We start from the raw sequence: 15,277 nt of genomic DNA, 5'->3' as shown, positions 1-15,277 counted from the left end.
GTTTTTCATTTGGACAAATGGTCGGCCAGCAAATCAAAAACCAAACGGATGCGGCGGCTTGTATGCAGCTCGCGATGGGTGGTCAGCCAGATCGGGAACTTGATCGCTTTCATGTTAGGGATCACACGTTCGACGCCCGGCGTTGCGTCGCCAACCACCTCAGACATCGGGGCAATTCCAAAGCCTTGCTTCGCGTATTCCCAAGAAACGATGCCATTCTGCGAGCCGAGCCGAAAGCTATCCTCGGTCAGGTGAATGCCAAGTGGGTCCAGATAAGCAATCATTTGGGCTGTATCGCCGAAGCTGATGAACTCATGTTTCGATAACTCGGCGAGGGTCTTGGGGCGCCCGGCGCGGTTCAGATATTCGGTCGTGGCGTAGAAGTGCCCCGATGCCTCATTGACCAGTCTGGCGATCAGGTCGGGTTGATCGGGGCGTATATGCCGGATCGCGATATCCGCCTCGCGCCGCATCAGATCACGAATGTCGTTAGAGGCGATGACGTCGATCCGCAGCCGCGGTGCCTGAGCGCGAAGTTCACGTAGAAGGTCAGGCAGGATGTATGCCGACATGATATCGCTGGCGGTGATGCGCACCGGCCCTTCGATAGATTGTGCCTGACCCGACGCCGTCAGTGCAATGTGGTTTGCCGCCTGACCCATTGCGCGGGTATGATCCAGCAATTCGAGCCCAGCTTGTGTGATTTGCAAGGCTCGGCCAATGCGTTCGAACAGCATCACACCCAGATCCGCCTCAAGCGCTGCAATCTGCCGGCTGAGCGTCGGTTGTGTCTGCCCCAGCTGCCGGGCGGCGGCAGACAGCGATCCGGTTTCGGCCGTCGCTAGAAACGCGCGAATGTGGTTCCAATCGAAATCGGTCAGGTTTGACATGCAAATACGTATAAGGATTCTGCGATTTTCGACAATTCATATTCGATTGGTGCATGAGTACTTTGCGCGCAAAGGAGATCGAGGATGACAACGACAACCGCAAAGTTCTGGGACGGTATAGCTGGTAAGTACGCGCGCGCGCCAATCCGCGACATAAAGTCTTATGAGTACACTTTGGCCCGGACTCGGTCCTATTTGTCCAAACAGCATAAGGTTCTAGAGCTTGGCTGCGGAACGGGCTCAACAGCGCTGCTGCTCGCACCCTCTGTTTCACATATTACGGCGAGCGATTTTTCCGAAGGCATGCTCGAAGTTGGCCGGGCAAAGGCGAAAGAAGAAGGGGTCGAGAACATCTCGTTCAGAAATGTGGATGTTACCATGTCGATTGAGGGGCAGACCTATGATGCCATCCTGGGCTTCAACCTGTTTCACCTTGTACCTGATTTCGACAGGGTTTTTGCAGCCATTCATGCGCAACTGACACCCGACGGAGTGTTTATCTCAAAAACACCGTGCCTTGCCCAGGGCGGTCTGGGGTTCAAGTTTGGTTTGCTGAAGCTTTTCTTGCCCATAATGCAGCTGTTCGGCAAAGCACCATTTGTGAATCAGTTTGATATCGATACTCTTGAAGCCGCAATTACCAAAGCCGGGTTTAAGATTGTCGAAAGCGGGAATTTCCCCGCGACTCCTCCGGCTCGGTATCTGGTGGCTCGCAAAATATAGCAATCGCTTTGGCGGATTCTGCGCATTCCGCATTGGGGTTTGCCCGATTGCGACTTAAGTAGGTCGTGAAACAACAACGGAGCTTGCAATGGGCCTGAATGTCTATCTGTCCGGAGAAATCCACACCGATTGGCGCGAACAGATCATCGACGGGGCACAGGGTTTGGATGTGACGTTCAACAGCCCGGTGACCGATCACGCAGCAAGCGACGATTGCGGAGTCGCTGTTCTGGGCGCGGAACCAAACAAGTACTGGCATGACCATAAAGGTGCGATGGTCAATGCCATTCGCACGCGCAAAGGCATCGCTGACGCGGACCTCGTGGTGGTGCGGTTCGGCGACAAATACAAACAATGGAATGCCGCTTTTGACGCGGGCTATGCTGCCGCGTTAGGCAAGTCGCTGATTGTCTTGCATGGCCCGGACCATCAGCATGCACTGAAAGAGGTCGATGCGGCGGCCTTGGCCGTTGCCGAAGAGCCTGGTCAAGTGGTTGAACTTCTGCGATATGTGCTGACCGGAAAACTGCCAGGTTAGGCGGCTGGTTACGGGGCGGATGACACCGCCCCGGACTGTGTTACAGGTTTGTCTTATTGGTCCTGAGCCGGAATGTTTTTGCCGCGTTGCACGGCAGGGCGTTCAAAGAAGCGTTCAACATAGGCCACAGCGTTGGCGTGATCGGCCCAGCCGACGGCCTCTTTTGCACCATAAAAGTCCAGCGCATTCAACCAAGGCGCGATTGCAATGTCCGCGATTGAAAACTCGCCAGCAATCCAATCTTGCCCGTCCAGCTGCTGGTCTACGACATTCAATAACCGTTTGGCTTCGTTGATGTATCTTTCGCGCGGGCGGGGGTCTTCGATTTCGCTGCCTGCGAATTTGTAGAAGAAGCCCAACTGCCCGAACATCGGACCAAGCCCACCCATTTGAAACATCAGCCACTGGGTGATGCGGTGCTTGTCGGATTGAGTTTGGCCGAGGAACTTGCCGCTTTTCTCGGCCAGATAAAGCAAAATCGCGCCACTTTCGAACAGACCCACCGGATGCCCGTCAGGACCGTTGGGGTCAATGATTGCCGGTATTTTGTTGTTGGGGTTAAGGGACAGGAACTCGGGGCTTTTTACATCGGCATCGGCCAGCGTGACCAGATGTGCTTCGTAAGGCAGGCCAGTTTCCTCAAGCATGATCGAAGCTTTGACACCATTTGGCGTTGGGTATGAATAAAGCTGAATGACAGATGGATCCTTGGCGGGCCATCTTTCACCTACGGAAAATTGCGCATTTTGGGTCATGGTGTCTCCTGAAATCGACATGTTGGGGAAATTTAGGTAAAGTTTCCCATAAAAACACGCTTGTTAGCATGCAGTTTGCGCACAATTGACCTGCGCTGATGCGCCAAATGAAAAAAGAAACCTTAGTTCGACAGCGAGGGACGCAATGCTGGAAGAATTCAAAACGTTTATCGCCAAGGGCAATGTCATGGACATGGCCGTTGGTATAATCATTGGTGCGGCTTTCACCGCCATCGTAACCTCATTGGTGGGTGATCTGATCAACCCGCTGATCGGTTTGGTCACCGGTGGGGTAGACTTCACCAATAACTATGCCGTTTTGGCCGGTGATGTGGCCGAAGGTGCAAGCCTGGACACCGCACGGGAAACCGGGGCATCGGTGTTTGCCTATGGTTCGTTTATCATGGCAATCATCAATTTTCTTATCATTGCATGGGTGGTTTTCATGCTGGTGAAGATGGTCAACCGTGTCAAAGACGCGGCTGTAGAGGAAGAAGAAGCGGCAGAAGAAGCCCCCGCAGGCCCTAGCGAACTGGATATTCTTATGGAAATCCGCGACTCGCTGAAAAAGTAAGAAACACCGTGTGTTACAAAGTTCGGCCCTGCCGATTTGGCGGGGCCGTTTGATGGTTTTATACGACACCCTTTAGAAATGAGGACAATACGGATGGATCAGGCTGTGGATATGGCGGGTCAGGCATGGCCTATGATCATGAGTGCTGGCAAGGCTTTGATTGTTCTGGTGCTGGGGTGGATCCTGGCCCGTGCGATCGCGGGCATGGTTCGACGTCGCATCAACAAGACACCTCAGATTGACCCGACGCTTGGGAATTTCGCGGCGAGCGTCGTGAAATGGGTGATCCTTGCCATGGTGCTGGTCGCCGTTCTGGGGATCTTTGGTATCGAGGCCACCAGTATTGTCGCCATTCTGGGTGCGGCTTCGTTGGCCATCGGTCTGGCGCTACAAGGCACGCTTAGCGATCTGGCAGCGGGTGTCATGCTGGTTGTATTCCGCCCCTACAAGTTGGGTCAGTATGTGGACATCGGTGGAACAGCAGGCACAGTGCTGGACTTGAACCTGTTTACCACTGAGCTGGTGACGCCGGATAACGTGCAGATCATTGTACCCAATGGCCAAGCCTGGGGATCGGTCATTACCAATTTCTCGGCTCATGACACGCGCCGGGTCGATCTGGTTTTTGGCATCGACTATGGTGACAATGCTGACGAGGCGATGAAGATCATTTTGGACATCGCCAAAGCCGACAGCCGCGTTCACACCGATCCCGAGCCCTGGGCGCGGGTCACAAATCTGGGCGACAGCTCGGTCGATCTGACGGCGCGCCTCTGGTGCAATGCAGCGGATTACTGGGACGTTAAATTCGAGACGACCAAGACTGTCAAAGAAGCCTTCGACAGTAAGGGCGTTTCGATTCCCTATCCGCATTCGGTGGAAATTCAAAAACAGGGCTAGGGGCTCCCGCCCGTCGATCGGGCATTCAAAATGCCCTCGTTAGGTTGGGGGTGGCGCCGCACCTTTGGTGCGGCGCCACCCCCACCAATGTAAAAGCCCTTGTCAACAGGGCCTTTCACAGGCGGGAGGTTTTCAGGCTTTGATGACAACGCTTGGTGAGACGACATCGATGCCCAACGCCTTACCGACAGCGTAATAGGTCAACTGACCGGCGTGAACGTTTAGACCCGCCAACAAATGCGGGTCGTCCTGACACGCCTGTTTCCAGCCTTTATCCGCAAGCGACAGCATGAAGGGCATCGTCGCGTTGCCCAATGCGATTGTAGATGTGCGCGCAACCGCCCCCGGCATGTTGGCAACGCAATAGTGCATCACTCCATCCACTTCGTAGATCGGATCGGCATGGGTCGTGGCCCGCGATGTTTCAAAGCAACCGCCCTGATCAATGGCGACGTCCACCAAAACCGCACCTGGCTTCATAGTGGAAAGCTGCTGGCGGGTGACCAGTTTTGGGGCTGCAGCGCCGGGGATCAACACCGCACCGATAACCATGTCAGCGGTCTGGATCAGTTCGGCTGTTGCCCCGGCGGTCGAATACTGGTTCTTGAACAGGCCGCCAAAAACATCATCCAGGTATCGCAACCGTGGCAGCGAACGGTCCAGCACGGTGACGTCCGCGCCCATACCGGCCGCGATCTTGGCTGCGTGAGTGCCGACGACGCCACCACCGATGACCACGACATTGGCGGGGCCCACACCAGGAACGCCACCCATCAGCACGCCGCGACCGCCATTGGCTTTTTGCAGGGTCCAAGAACCGACCTGAGGCGCAAGCCGACCTGCAACTTCGGACATCGGAGCCAACAGCGGTAGACCGCCACTGGCATCTGTCACGGTTTCATAGGCGATCGCCGTGCATCCGGATTCGATCAGGTCATGCGTCTGGTCCGGATCGGGGGCCAGATGCAGATAAGTGAACAGCAATTGCCCTTCCCACAGCATCTTGCGTTCTACCGCTTGTGGTTCCTTGACCTTCACGATCATATCGGCCGTTGCAAAAACCTCCTCTGCGGTGTCCACAATGCGAGCACCGGCCGAGACATAGGCCTCGTTTTCAAAGCCTGCGCCGATCCCGGCTCCGGTTTCGATCAGCACTTCATGACCGCGCGCAGTCGCTTCCTGAGCAGCGTTAGGGGTCATGCCGACGCGGAATTCCTGAGGTTTGATTTCCTTGGGGCAACCGATTTTCATTTGTGGTCTCCATTTGTAAACTGCCTAAATTATGAGCATTTTTCAGCGCAATTATTGTGAAACAAAACGTGCCTTTGGGCTGACTTTTGAAAGAATATCCCGTAGAAGATAATCTTCTTGCAATGGATGTGCGTCAATGAGCTTGGATACGACGGATCGTAAGATTCTGGCCGCCCTGCAGCGAAATGGCCGCATGTCGAATGCGGAACTGTCCGAACAGGTGAATCTGTCACCATCGGCATGCCATCGCCGTGTGCAGCGGTTGGAGTTTGACGGGTATATCCGCAACTACGTGGCTTTGCTTGATGCCCGAAAAATGAATGTTCCAACAACCGTGTTTGTCGAGATCACGCTGCAAGGGCAGGCCGAGGAAGTTCTGGAAGCGTTCGAAAAGGCCGTGGCCCGTATTCCGGATGTGCTGGAATGCCATCTGATGGCGGGAACGGCGGACTATATCCTGAAAGTGGTTGCTGAAAATACCGAAGATTTTGCCCGTATTCACCGTCAGTATCTGTCGCGGTTGCCAGGGGTTGCCCAGATGCAAAGTTCTTTCGCTCTGCGTACAGTTTTCAAAACCACGGCTTTGCCGGTCTGATGTATTAGACTGAACCGGGATACGTAAAGAGGGCTAGATGCAGGAAATTGAACCCGAAATGCATCGCTACAGGCACCCATAGACGACCGGTTGCCATGTAACCCAGCCCAAGCCCCACGCCCAAAAGCGTTGCAAACACCACCAACTGAAGCCCGCCGCCGATATGAGCAAGGCCAAACAACAAGCTGGCGACAGCGATCCCGCCGGTCGTCCCTAGCTTTGACGTTAGTACCGACTGCAGATAACCGCGAAAGAATGCCTCTTCCGCCAAGCAAGTCAGGAACAGGTTTGAGAAGGCAAAGATCAACCACCAGGACGGCAGGCCAAACTCAAATCGTACGGCTCCGGCATACAGCCCCAAAGCGAACAAGAGCGGGAGCAGTCCGGTTCCAAGTGCAAGGGGCGCGATGCGTGTTCTTTGGTGGCTGTTCAACATTCCCGGACAGACCAGCAGGACCGCAAAAAACACCATTGGCTTGTCGACGTTAAGGAACATCGTGAAAGTAGAGCTGTCGGCACCTGCCGTCACCTGATCCAGAATACGTGTGTTGTTGAACCCCGGCAAAAGATGCGCACCTAGCGCAAAACACCAAAGTATCAGTGCAATATGCCCGATGGCGGCGAGCCACCCTGGTTGGTGTCGGAGGTGGAACGCGCCTAACAAACCAATGCCCACAAGTGTAGTTGCCAGCGGCGACATCAGCCCGATGATCAAAGAGACGAGCCCGAACAAAGCCAATAGCGACAGGCCTAGGGTGGATCGCCCCGCGAATGCCGCCAATTGCGCCGTGATCAGGATCAGCCAAGGCCAGATTTCAGGCAGGAGAGAGAGAAATTGCGTCACGCCCATCTCATTGATTGGAGTCCGGCTGTGATGCCGCGCATTTGCACCTCAGCACAAGACGCGAATGTGATCTATAGCGGTAACGCCCATGCAATGCGTCAATTCTAGCGCTTGTATCCACGGGGCGAGACGTTCACATTCAATCGGATACGGCACAGCTACCCCAGTGCCGAAAGTGCTTTGCAGGTTCGATCCGGTCAAGCCGGGGCATTGCGGTGACATCATTTTATCAGATGACATCAGGCAGTTACACACACCCGGTACGGTCCGAACCCGATGACTGAGAAGGAGCAGACCTTGGCATACGAAAACAATGGCGCCCCCAAAGACTGGCTCGAAGCCGAGCTTGAAGACACGTTGGACGAAGATTTTGAGATTGAATTCAGCGAACCCATGCTTTCGATGGAGGTTCGCAAGATCTATCGCGAACAGCATCCGGACATGTTGGATCGCAAGGTCTATTTTCGCAATCTGTTGCGGCTGCAGGCTGAATTGATCCGGGTTCAGGACTGGGTTCAGCACACAGGCGCAAAGGTTTGCATTCTGTTCGAAGGGCGCGACAGCGCGGGCAAAGGGGGGGTGATCAAACGTATCACACAGCGTTTGAACCCACGCGTAGCACGCGTTGTCGCCTTGCCTGCGCCCAGCCGTCGTGAGCAGAGCCAATGGTATTTCCAGCGCTACGTGCCGCATCTGCCAGCGGCGGGTGAAATCGTGTTGTTCGACCGGTCCTGGTACAACCGCGCCGGGGTCGAACGCGTGATGGGGTTTGCAAGCGAGGATCAGGTCGAGCAGTTCTTTAAAGACGTTCCCGAGTTTGAGCGAATGCTTGTCCGCTCGGGGATCATCCTGCTGAAATACTGGTTCTCGATCACCGACGAAGAACAGCAGTTGCGATTCCTGATGCGTATTCACGATCCGATGAAACAGTGGAAGCTATCACCGATGGATCTGGAGTCTCGCATTCGTTGGGAGTCCTATACTAAAGCCAAAGAGGACATGTTGTTTCGCACCAATATCCCCGAGGCGCCCTGGTACATTGTTGAAGGCAACGACAAAAAGCGCGAGCGATTGAATTGCATCGAACACTTGCTGACGAGAATTCCGTATGACGACGTTCCGCAGGAAAAGGTCAATCTGCCGGATCGGCGGTACAATCCGGAATACGAGCGTCGCATCCTGCCCGACGAGTTGTATGTGCCTAAAATCTACTGACAGCAAACGGCCTAAGGTGGTGCGAGGCAGAAGCGACTGCCCCGCACCGGAGCGCCTGATCAAGCGGCGTCCATCATGCAGTCAAAGCTGAACGCGTTGAACATATAGAAGTCACAGGTATCGTTCGTGACCATGTCCACATCGTTTGCCGCCGCTTCTTCTTCCGGATTGGTTCCTGCCAGTGGAACCATTTCGAAGGCATCCGTGTCACCCGCATCGTTTGCCGCCGTTTGGGTGGTGTTCCAGTTGAATTCATCCAACTGTGTGTGGAGCCCTTCGATGAAGGATGTGAGTTCATCGAGGAAAGCCTGAACATCGAAACAGGCGAGTTCTGGTTCACCAGCATCGACCACCTCTGTTTCTGGGGTTTCTGTTTCGGGCTCTTCGGTCTCGGTGACGTCGGTGCCCGGCGTTTCAGGTTCTTCGGTTTCCGGGGTTTCTGTTTCAGGCTCCTCGGTCTCTGTGACATCAGTGTCAGGGGTTTCGGGCTCTTCAACCTCAGGAGTTTCCACTTCCGGCTCCTCAGTCTCGGTCACATCCGTCTCCGGAGTTTCCACTGTAGGTTCTTCCGTCGCGGGGGTTTCGGGTTCTGGCTCTTCTATTTCCGTCACACCAGTTTCCGGAGTTTCGACCTCTGGCTCTTCCGGCTCAGCGACTTCCTCGTTTGGGGTTGTGGGCGCGGGTGCTGTGGGGGCATTGCCGTTGTCTAGCATCACAGGACCGTCGGTGTTGGCAAAGTTCTGCGTGACCATGACGGCGTCATAGCCCTGCATGTCACCGGTTTCGATGCCGATTCCGATGTACTTGAAATCAGGGTTCAGTATGTTGGCCCGATGACCGGGGCTGTCCATCAGGCCCTGATGCAGTTGAACGACGTCATCGTCGATGCCAGGCGCACCGCGTTCAGATTGCCATGCGATGTTTTCGCCGGTGCGCCAGCTTCCCGACAGGTCAAACCCGGCATCTTGCATACGCTGAGTTGCCGAGGAGCCCCCCGATCCGGTGTGGCTGAATGTGTCCGAGTTCAGCATCCATTCGCTGTGATCCTCGGATGAGTCGTTCAGCCGGGTCTCAAGTTGCAGCGGATCAAGCCCGCGGGATGTGCGTTCCTGATTGATAAGCGCGAGCATTTCACGCTCGAACGTGCTTGCAGTCGACATAAGTGCCTCCGTTTTATGGTTGTGTCCTTGTGGACGCCGCCACTTAGAAGAGAGCATGTTGAGAGAAATAGGGAGGTCCGTTTCTGGCGCGAATTTTGGCGACGCAGTGCTACCGCCGCGGGATTCGTTGCGCTGCAAAATGCCGGGCAAAATGCCGCTGACAGGAAAATGGCAGCTTGTCGCACGTGTAAAAGCCGAGTCGGCGGATTGTATCCGGTCCCAAAAACGACAAACCCCCGGGCGATGCCTCGGGGGTCGTCAAATAGTGTCATCCAAAGCTGGACGGGTTAGGCAGCTCTTAGAGCAAACCTTCGCGCTGTGCTTTCTTACGTGCCAGTTTACGGGCACGGCGGATCGCTTCAGCTTTCTCTCGCGCTTTTTTCTCGGACGGTTTCTCGAAATGTTGCTTAAGCTTCATTTCGCGGAACACGCCTTCGCGCTGCAGCTTTTTCTTCAGGGCACGAAGCGCCTGATCGACATTGTTGTCGCGAACACTAACCTGCATGTGGTTGTCACCACCTTTCTAGATAGAGTTGCAAGGAAATTGCAGGAGTTGGCCGTATAGCAAAGCGCCCCTATGTTGTCTAGTACTGGGTCCGAGAACCGGAGAACCACCATGACCGTTACTTACGAAGACGCCAAACAGCAATTGTTGAACGCTACTTTGAACCATGTTCCGTTCGACGGCTGGTCTGAAACAAGCTTTCGCGCTGCAATCACAGACAGTGATCTCGAGGACGGTTTGGCACGTGCCATTTGCCCGCGTGGGGCAGTCGATTTGGCGCTGGCCTATCACGCTCGCGGTGACGCGGTCATGTTGGAACGGATCAAGACCGAAGACATGAGCGGCCTTAAATTCCGGGAAAAAATCGCTGCTGCCGTGCGCTATAGGCTTGAGGCGGTCGAAGATAAGGAACTTGTGCGTCGCGGGATGACCTTGTTTTCCCTGCCGATGCATGCGGGCGAAGGCGCCAAGGCCGTGTGGCAGACCTGCGATATGATCTGGGACGCGCTGGGTGATACATCGGATGATGTGAACTGGTATACCAAGCGTGCAACTTTGTCGGGTGTGTATTCCTCCACCCTGTTGTTCTGGCTGGGTGATGACAGCCCCGACCATCAGAGGGCATGGGAGTTTCTGGACCGCCGCATAGATGACGTCATGCAATTTGAGAAATTGAAAGCGCAGGTGAAGGACAACCCATTGTTCAAGCCCTTCCTTGCGGTACCCAACTGGCTAGCCAGCCAAGTGAAGGCCCCGATGAAGATGCGGGCCGACTTGCCCGGATTGCTCAACCCGCGAAAATAGAACCTCGTTCCATCTGGGCCTCTGTTCGGATGCCTGCTAGGCATTGAGCAAAGGAGATTTGCTCATGACTCAGATGATGCGCGCCGTTGAGATTACCAAGCCGGGTGGCCCCGATGTTTTACAGCTGACCGAAAGACCCGCGCCCGAACCGGGGGCAGGGCAGGTGGTTATCAAAGTCGCGTATGCCGGAGTCAATCGACCCGACGCACTGCAACGCGCTGGCGCTTATGATCCTCCGCCCGGTGCGAGTGATCTGCCAGGCCTTGAAGCGTCGGGCGAAGTTGTTGCTTTGGGCGCGGGGGTCGAAGGCCTGTCTGTTGGCGACCAAGTTTGCGCTCTGCTGCCCGGCGGTGGATATGCCGAGTATGTGGCTACTCCGGCTGCGCATTGCCTGCCAGTGCCGCAAGGCATGGGCCTCAAAGAAGCCGCCTGTCTGCCCGAGACATTCTTTACCGTCTGGTCCAATGTCTTTGCGCGCGGTGGTTTGAAAGCCGGCGAACGTTTCTTAGTCCATGGCGGATCCAGCGGGATCGGAACGACCGCGATCCAGTTGGCCAACGCATTTGGCGCAAGGGTGTTTGCCACTGCTGGGTCGGATGAAAAGTGCGAGGCTTGTGTCAATCTTGGAGCCGAAAAGGCCATCAACTATCGCGATGAGGATTTCGTTGGGGTCATGCGGGCCGAAGGGGGTGCAAATCTGATTCTCGACATGGTCGGTGGCGATTACATCCCACGCAACGTCAAGGCTCTCGCCGAGGACGGGCGCTTGGTGCAGATAGCCTTTCTGCAAGGTCCGATGGTCGAGTTGAACTTTGCGCTGATGATGGTCAAACGCCTGACGCTGACGGGAAGCACATTGCGGCCGCAAAGTGATCTGGCGAAAGCTCAGATTGCCCAGGATCTGCAGGAGGCCGTTTGGCCATTGCTGGAGGCTGGCAAAGTTGCGCCGGTGATGGACAGTGCGTTTGATCTGTCGGATGCGGCTGCAGCCCACGCCCGGATGGAAAGCTCTGGTCACATCGGAAAGATCGTTCTGAACGTATCGGGGTAACCCTGGTCAAACGGATGGGTCAGGCGACTGCGCGTCGATACAGGTGCCAGGTCGCATGACCCAATATCGGCATAACCACAATCAGTCCCAGCAACATCGGGATGGCACCGATCACCAGCAGGGCTGCGACGATGAAACCCCAGGTCAGAATAACACCGGGATTGTGTCGCAGCACGCGGACCGAGGTTACGACTGCAACCGGCAGGCCGACTTTCTGATCAAGCAGTAACGGGAAACTGACGACGCTAACGGCCAGGGCGCATAGGGCAAACAGAAATCCAACCGCCGTGCCGAACAGGATCATGGTCCACCCCGCTCCGGTTGTGAAAACCTGCGTGGCAAATGCAGCGAAGGATGTGGGTGGTTCCGGGCCTAACGTGTGAACGTAAATGCTCTGCGCGACCATCAGCCAGATGAGCAACAGCATCACAAGATAAAACCCCAACACAAGGATGGCGCCAAAGGACGGTGATCGGAACACGCCGAAGGCGTCCAGCCAATGCACCTCGTTGCCTTGCTCACGCTTGCGGCTGATCTCGTACAATCCTACCGCAGCGACCGGGCCGATCAGGGCGAACCCCGCGACGAGTGGCGCCAGCAATGGCACCAAATTCATGTTCAATGCGAATCCGAACATCAACAGCCCGGCGATCGGGTAGATCAATACGATAAAGATCGCGTCTGCCCGTGTTTCGAGAAAATCGTGGTATCCGGCCCTCAAACAGGCACGCAAGTCCTGCAGGGTGAGTGTTTGGACCATGGGCAGCTGTTTTGTATCCGAACTGCCGATCCGCGAAACGCTTTCCGAAACGTGATCTCTTGTCGCCCCCAGACTCTGGGCGGCCCAGCTGATCGGATTTCCGATTGTTTTAGCCATTTTCATCCCTTTCCTGGCGAGTTCTGCGCCGCGGAATGGATCCGGCTCTGGTTGCCCGTGGCCGGTCCAGCCGGCAACACTTGGAACCAGTATACCACAGTTTGCCGGATATCGGGGTCAACACCGCAAGATCATCTGATTGCCCCATCTTGCAGGCATGTTAGCGTAGGATCAGACAAGAGGAGGTCAGCATGCCGCAAACATCGCGTACGGTTGTCATTCATGAATTCGGCGGGCCAGAGGTCCTGAAGATCGAAGACCAGCCGATTGGCGAACCCGGCCCGGGCGAGGTTCTTATTCGTCACCATGCCTGCGGGTTGAACTTTATCGATGTTTATCAGCGCACAGGCCTTTATCCGTTGGATCTACCGCACGCACTTGGCATGGAAGCTGCCGGTCTGGTTGAGGCTGTGGGCGAAGGCGTGACCCATCTGGAGCCGGGTCAACGCGCTGCCTATGCTGCGACCCCATCCGGTGGGTATTGCGAAGCCCGGGTGATGCCCGCTGCGCAGGTCTGCCCTCTGCCGAATGGTATTTCAAACGATGCCGCAGCCGCGATGATGTTAAAGGGCCTGACGGTCGAATACCTATTCCACCGCACAACTCCGCTGAAACGGGGGGATACCGTCCTGTTCCATGCGGCTGCCGGAGGTGTGGGATTGATTGCCTGCCAATGGGCGAAGTCCGAAGGCATCACCCTGATTGGAACCGCAGGTACGAATGAAAAATGCAGTCTGGCGCAATTCAATGGTGCTGCGCATTGCATCAACTACCGGACAGAAAATTTTGCCGAGCGAGTGGCCGAGATCACAGGCGGTAAAGGTGTCGATGTGGTTATGGATTCGGTTGGGGCAGATACGTTCGAAGGATCTTTGGACTGCCTGAAACCGCTAGGTATGATGATTTCCTTTGGCAATGCGTCTGGCCCGGTTCCGCCGGTGAACATCGGTGTTCTTGGTCAGAAAGGATCGCTCAAGATCACGCGGCCAACTCTATTCACGCATATCGCCGATCACGCGGTGTGTCAGGCGATGGCGCGGCGTTTGTTTGGAAAGGTCGAAGGGCGCGAGGTCAAGATACATATTGATCAGCGTTTCCCTTTGGATCAGGTCGCTGATGCGCATCGCGCGCTTGAAGCGCGACAGACCACAGGCAGTACTATTCTGGACGTCTGAAACAAAAAAAAGACCCGGCGCGATACGCCGGGTCGATCTTCATGGCAGCTAGGAACTTAGAACCGATAGGCTGCCTTGATCTGGAATGTGGTCGCATCCACATCAATACCTGACGAATTGAAGTCATCAAATTCGTGATAAAGCAGTTCGCCAGCGATGCTGATATTAGGGGCGACGATCTGTTCGTAACCGGCACCGATGAACCAGCCATCGTCGCTGCCCAGAGTATCGGTATCTGCTTCGGCATAGCCGGCGGTTCCGTACAGCAGACCCTGCGGGTTCACTTTGTAGCCTGCGCGTGCCTTCAGGCGCCAGACGTTCTCGACCGTTGCAGCGCCAGACAGGTCAACATCGGACCAGTCATAGTCAAAACCACCGCCAACAACCCAATCCCCCAGGTCATAGTCATAGCCCAGGATGATACCACCGATCAGCCCGTCTCCGTCGACGCCAGACGCGCTGGTGTCTATGTCGGCATACCCGATCTGGGCACCGCCATAAAAACCTGTCCAGTTGCCCGAAGACTGCGCCATCGCAGATCCTGCTACCAAAGTCGCGACGGCGGTGACGAGTGCCAATTTTCCTGTCATCTGTTTATCCTTTCGATCAAAATTCCCAACTGCACGGCCAAATTCACCTGCGTGCATCTACAAACTTCTACGGTCCGGTCGTGGAACCGGATCACTGATGTTTTTTGTATTCCGACCCGAGTCTCGGCTGCTCCGATTGCCTTCGGAGGTCTGCATCCACGTCAATAGGACGCTTGTTTCCAGATTAGATAGGTTTGGTACATCATGCTTTCAAATGAGGTGCGGCGGCGGAACACTCCGCCGCCGACATGTTCATGGTTTTCAGCGGATTATTGCTGCAATTCCGCCGGATCCTTGTCGGCGATGTCAGTCCAGTTTGCGCTGGCCTGTTCGATAAAGCCCGGGATGTCGCCTTCCCAGCGTTCCTGGATGTCTTTTGACAGGTTCAAATACAGTTTGTTGTCGACGATTTTCCAGTTGTTAGGGTCGCCGTCAAACTTGAAACCCATCGCGGCACCGAAGGCGCAATAGCCGCCATAGGCCGGAAGATAAGCCGCTGGGTTGGCCTCAAATGCGGCTTTGTTTTCTTCCGATGAAAAGCGATACATCGCGTCGTCATGCAGAGTGGTGATGCGGTAGTCCCCTTTTGTGGCTTCGCCTTCAGAGAAATAGGCAACGGGGTCATACCCTTGCATGGCCAACCCGGTCGAACTTGCGTTGATTTCAACACCAGCGGCCAGGGCCGAAGTCGCGATTGCAACAGACAGCGCAACGCCGCCAACCAGAGATTTAAACGTATTCATAGCTTCACCTTTCGTGAATGGGCCACCGTGTGTCGCTGAAATTGCAACTGATGACGCCAGGGTTTTGTCCAGTGCGGCCGGTAATTT

Annotated in this window: 18 protein-coding genes; 9 read left to right on the top strand and 9 right to left on the bottom strand. The window is 55.4% G+C overall.

What is annotated here, in order from left to right:
- Positions 1-5: 5 nt before the first annotated feature.
- Positions 6-890, bottom strand: coding sequence for a LysR family transcriptional regulator (locus Q1B21_RS10060; RefSeq protein ID WP_299888992.1), 885 nt, complete (start codon positions 888-890; stop codon positions 6-8).
- Positions 891-974: 84 nt separating this feature from the next.
- On the opposite strand from Q1B21_RS10060, the gene Q1B21_RS10055 reads away from it, so the two are divergent.
- Positions 975-1,613 (top strand): class I SAM-dependent methyltransferase, encoded by a 639-nt coding sequence (locus Q1B21_RS10055; protein WP_299888990.1) that lies wholly within the window; start codon positions 975-977, stop codon positions 1,611-1,613.
- An 88-nt stretch (positions 1,614-1,701) separates the two neighbouring features.
- Positions 1,702-2,151 carry a YtoQ family protein gene (locus Q1B21_RS10050; RefSeq protein WP_299888988.1) on the top strand — a complete coding sequence of 150 codons (450 nt, stop codon included), beginning with the start codon at positions 1,702-1,704 and terminating at the stop codon, positions 2,149-2,151.
- Between the two features lie 53 nt (positions 2,152-2,204).
- On the opposite strand, the gene Q1B21_RS10045 is transcribed toward Q1B21_RS10050, so the two are convergent.
- Complete coding sequence (locus Q1B21_RS10045; RefSeq protein WP_299888986.1) at positions 2,205-2,906, bottom strand: glutathione S-transferase N-terminal domain-containing protein; 702 nt, start codon at positions 2,904-2,906, stop codon at positions 2,205-2,207.
- 145 nt (positions 2,907-3,051) lie between these two features.
- Between Q1B21_RS10045 and mscL the strand changes: the two genes are divergently transcribed.
- Positions 3,052-3,480, top strand: coding sequence for a large conductance mechanosensitive channel protein MscL (gene mscL, locus Q1B21_RS10040; RefSeq protein WP_299888984.1), 429 nt, complete (start codon positions 3,052-3,054; stop codon positions 3,478-3,480).
- Between the two features lie 93 nt (positions 3,481-3,573).
- On the top strand, positions 3,574-4,380 hold the full coding sequence (locus Q1B21_RS10035; protein ID WP_298937708.1) for a mechanosensitive ion channel domain-containing protein: 807 nt from the start codon (positions 3,574-3,576) through the stop codon (positions 4,378-4,380).
- A 132-nt stretch (positions 4,381-4,512) separates the two neighbouring features.
- On the opposite strand, the gene ald is transcribed toward Q1B21_RS10035, so the two are convergent.
- Positions 4,513-5,631 (bottom strand): alanine dehydrogenase, encoded by a 1,119-nt coding sequence (gene ald, locus Q1B21_RS10030; RefSeq protein WP_299080557.1) that lies wholly within the window; start codon positions 5,629-5,631, stop codon positions 4,513-4,515.
- A gap of 136 nt (positions 5,632-5,767) precedes the next feature.
- Here ald and Q1B21_RS10025 point away from each other — a divergent pair, with 136 nt between their 5' ends.
- A complete protein-coding gene (locus tag Q1B21_RS10025) occupies positions 5,768-6,226 on the top strand; it encodes an Lrp/AsnC family transcriptional regulator (protein WP_298935412.1) in 459 nt (152 codons plus the stop codon).
- Positions 6,227-6,230: 4 nt separating this feature from the next.
- On the opposite strand, the gene Q1B21_RS10020 is transcribed toward Q1B21_RS10025, so the two are convergent.
- The gene (locus Q1B21_RS10020) at positions 6,231-7,070 is read right to left on the bottom strand and encodes a CPBP family intramembrane glutamic endopeptidase (protein ID WP_299888981.1); all 840 of its coding nucleotides are present in this window, start codon (positions 7,068-7,070) and stop codon (positions 6,231-6,233) included.
- A gap of 276 nt (positions 7,071-7,346) precedes the next feature.
- Here Q1B21_RS10020 and ppk2 point away from each other — a divergent pair, with 276 nt between their 5' ends.
- Positions 7,347-8,285 carry a polyphosphate kinase 2 gene (ppk2, locus tag Q1B21_RS10015; protein WP_298935409.1) on the top strand — a complete coding sequence of 313 codons (939 nt, stop codon included), beginning with the start codon at positions 7,347-7,349 and terminating at the stop codon, positions 8,283-8,285.
- Between the two features lie 59 nt (positions 8,286-8,344).
- Here the strand turns inward: ppk2 and Q1B21_RS10010 are convergent, their stop codons facing one another.
- Positions 8,345-9,445 (bottom strand): CAP domain-containing protein, encoded by a 1,101-nt coding sequence (locus Q1B21_RS10010; protein ID WP_299888978.1) that lies wholly within the window; start codon positions 9,443-9,445, stop codon positions 8,345-8,347.
- A 298-nt stretch (positions 9,446-9,743) separates the two neighbouring features.
- Positions 9,744-9,950 carry a 30S ribosomal protein S21 gene (gene rpsU / locus Q1B21_RS10005; protein ID WP_005614280.1) on the bottom strand — a complete coding sequence of 69 codons (207 nt, stop codon included), beginning with the start codon at positions 9,948-9,950 and terminating at the stop codon, positions 9,744-9,746.
- A 111-nt stretch (positions 9,951-10,061) separates the two neighbouring features.
- On the opposite strand from rpsU, the gene Q1B21_RS10000 reads away from it, so the two are divergent.
- The gene (locus Q1B21_RS10000) at positions 10,062-10,754 is read left to right on the top strand and encodes a COQ9 family protein (RefSeq protein WP_299888976.1); all 693 of its coding nucleotides are present in this window, start codon (positions 10,062-10,064) and stop codon (positions 10,752-10,754) included.
- 64 nt (positions 10,755-10,818) lie between these two features.
- Positions 10,819-11,805, top strand: a complete 987-nt coding sequence (locus Q1B21_RS09995; RefSeq protein WP_299888974.1) for an NAD(P)H-quinone oxidoreductase — start codon at positions 10,819-10,821, stop codon at positions 11,803-11,805.
- A 19-nt stretch (positions 11,806-11,824) separates the two neighbouring features.
- On the opposite strand, the gene Q1B21_RS09990 is transcribed toward Q1B21_RS09995, so the two are convergent.
- Positions 11,825-12,682 (bottom strand): DUF2189 domain-containing protein, encoded by an 858-nt coding sequence (locus tag Q1B21_RS09990; protein ID WP_298935404.1) that lies wholly within the window; start codon positions 12,680-12,682, stop codon positions 11,825-11,827.
- A 191-nt stretch (positions 12,683-12,873) separates the two neighbouring features.
- Here Q1B21_RS09990 and Q1B21_RS09985 point away from each other — a divergent pair, with 191 nt between their 5' ends.
- Positions 12,874-13,857 (top strand): quinone oxidoreductase, encoded by a 984-nt coding sequence (locus tag Q1B21_RS09985; RefSeq protein ID WP_299888972.1) that lies wholly within the window; start codon positions 12,874-12,876, stop codon positions 13,855-13,857.
- Between the two features lie 56 nt (positions 13,858-13,913).
- Here Q1B21_RS09985 and Q1B21_RS09980 read toward each other — a convergent pair whose 3' ends face one another.
- Together Q1B21_RS09980 and Q1B21_RS09975 are read right to left on the bottom strand one after the other, a co-directional pair.
- On the bottom strand, positions 13,914-14,447 hold the full coding sequence (locus Q1B21_RS09980) for an outer membrane protein (protein WP_298935402.1): 534 nt from the start codon (positions 14,445-14,447) through the stop codon (positions 13,914-13,916).
- Between the two features lie 269 nt (positions 14,448-14,716).
- The gene (locus Q1B21_RS09975) at positions 14,717-15,190 is read right to left on the bottom strand and encodes a YHS domain-containing (seleno)protein (RefSeq protein WP_299888969.1); all 474 of its coding nucleotides are present in this window, start codon (positions 15,188-15,190) and stop codon (positions 14,717-14,719) included.
- Positions 15,191-15,277: the final 87 nt, after the last annotated feature.

Origin of the sequence: uncultured Ruegeria sp. (assembly GCF_947504215.1) — a bacterium.
Lineage (GTDB): Bacteria > Pseudomonadota > Alphaproteobacteria > Rhodobacterales > Rhodobacteraceae > Ruegeria.
The sequence above is the reverse complement of the archived record's forward strand: the minus strand, read 5'-3'. Positions and strand labels throughout refer to the sequence as shown.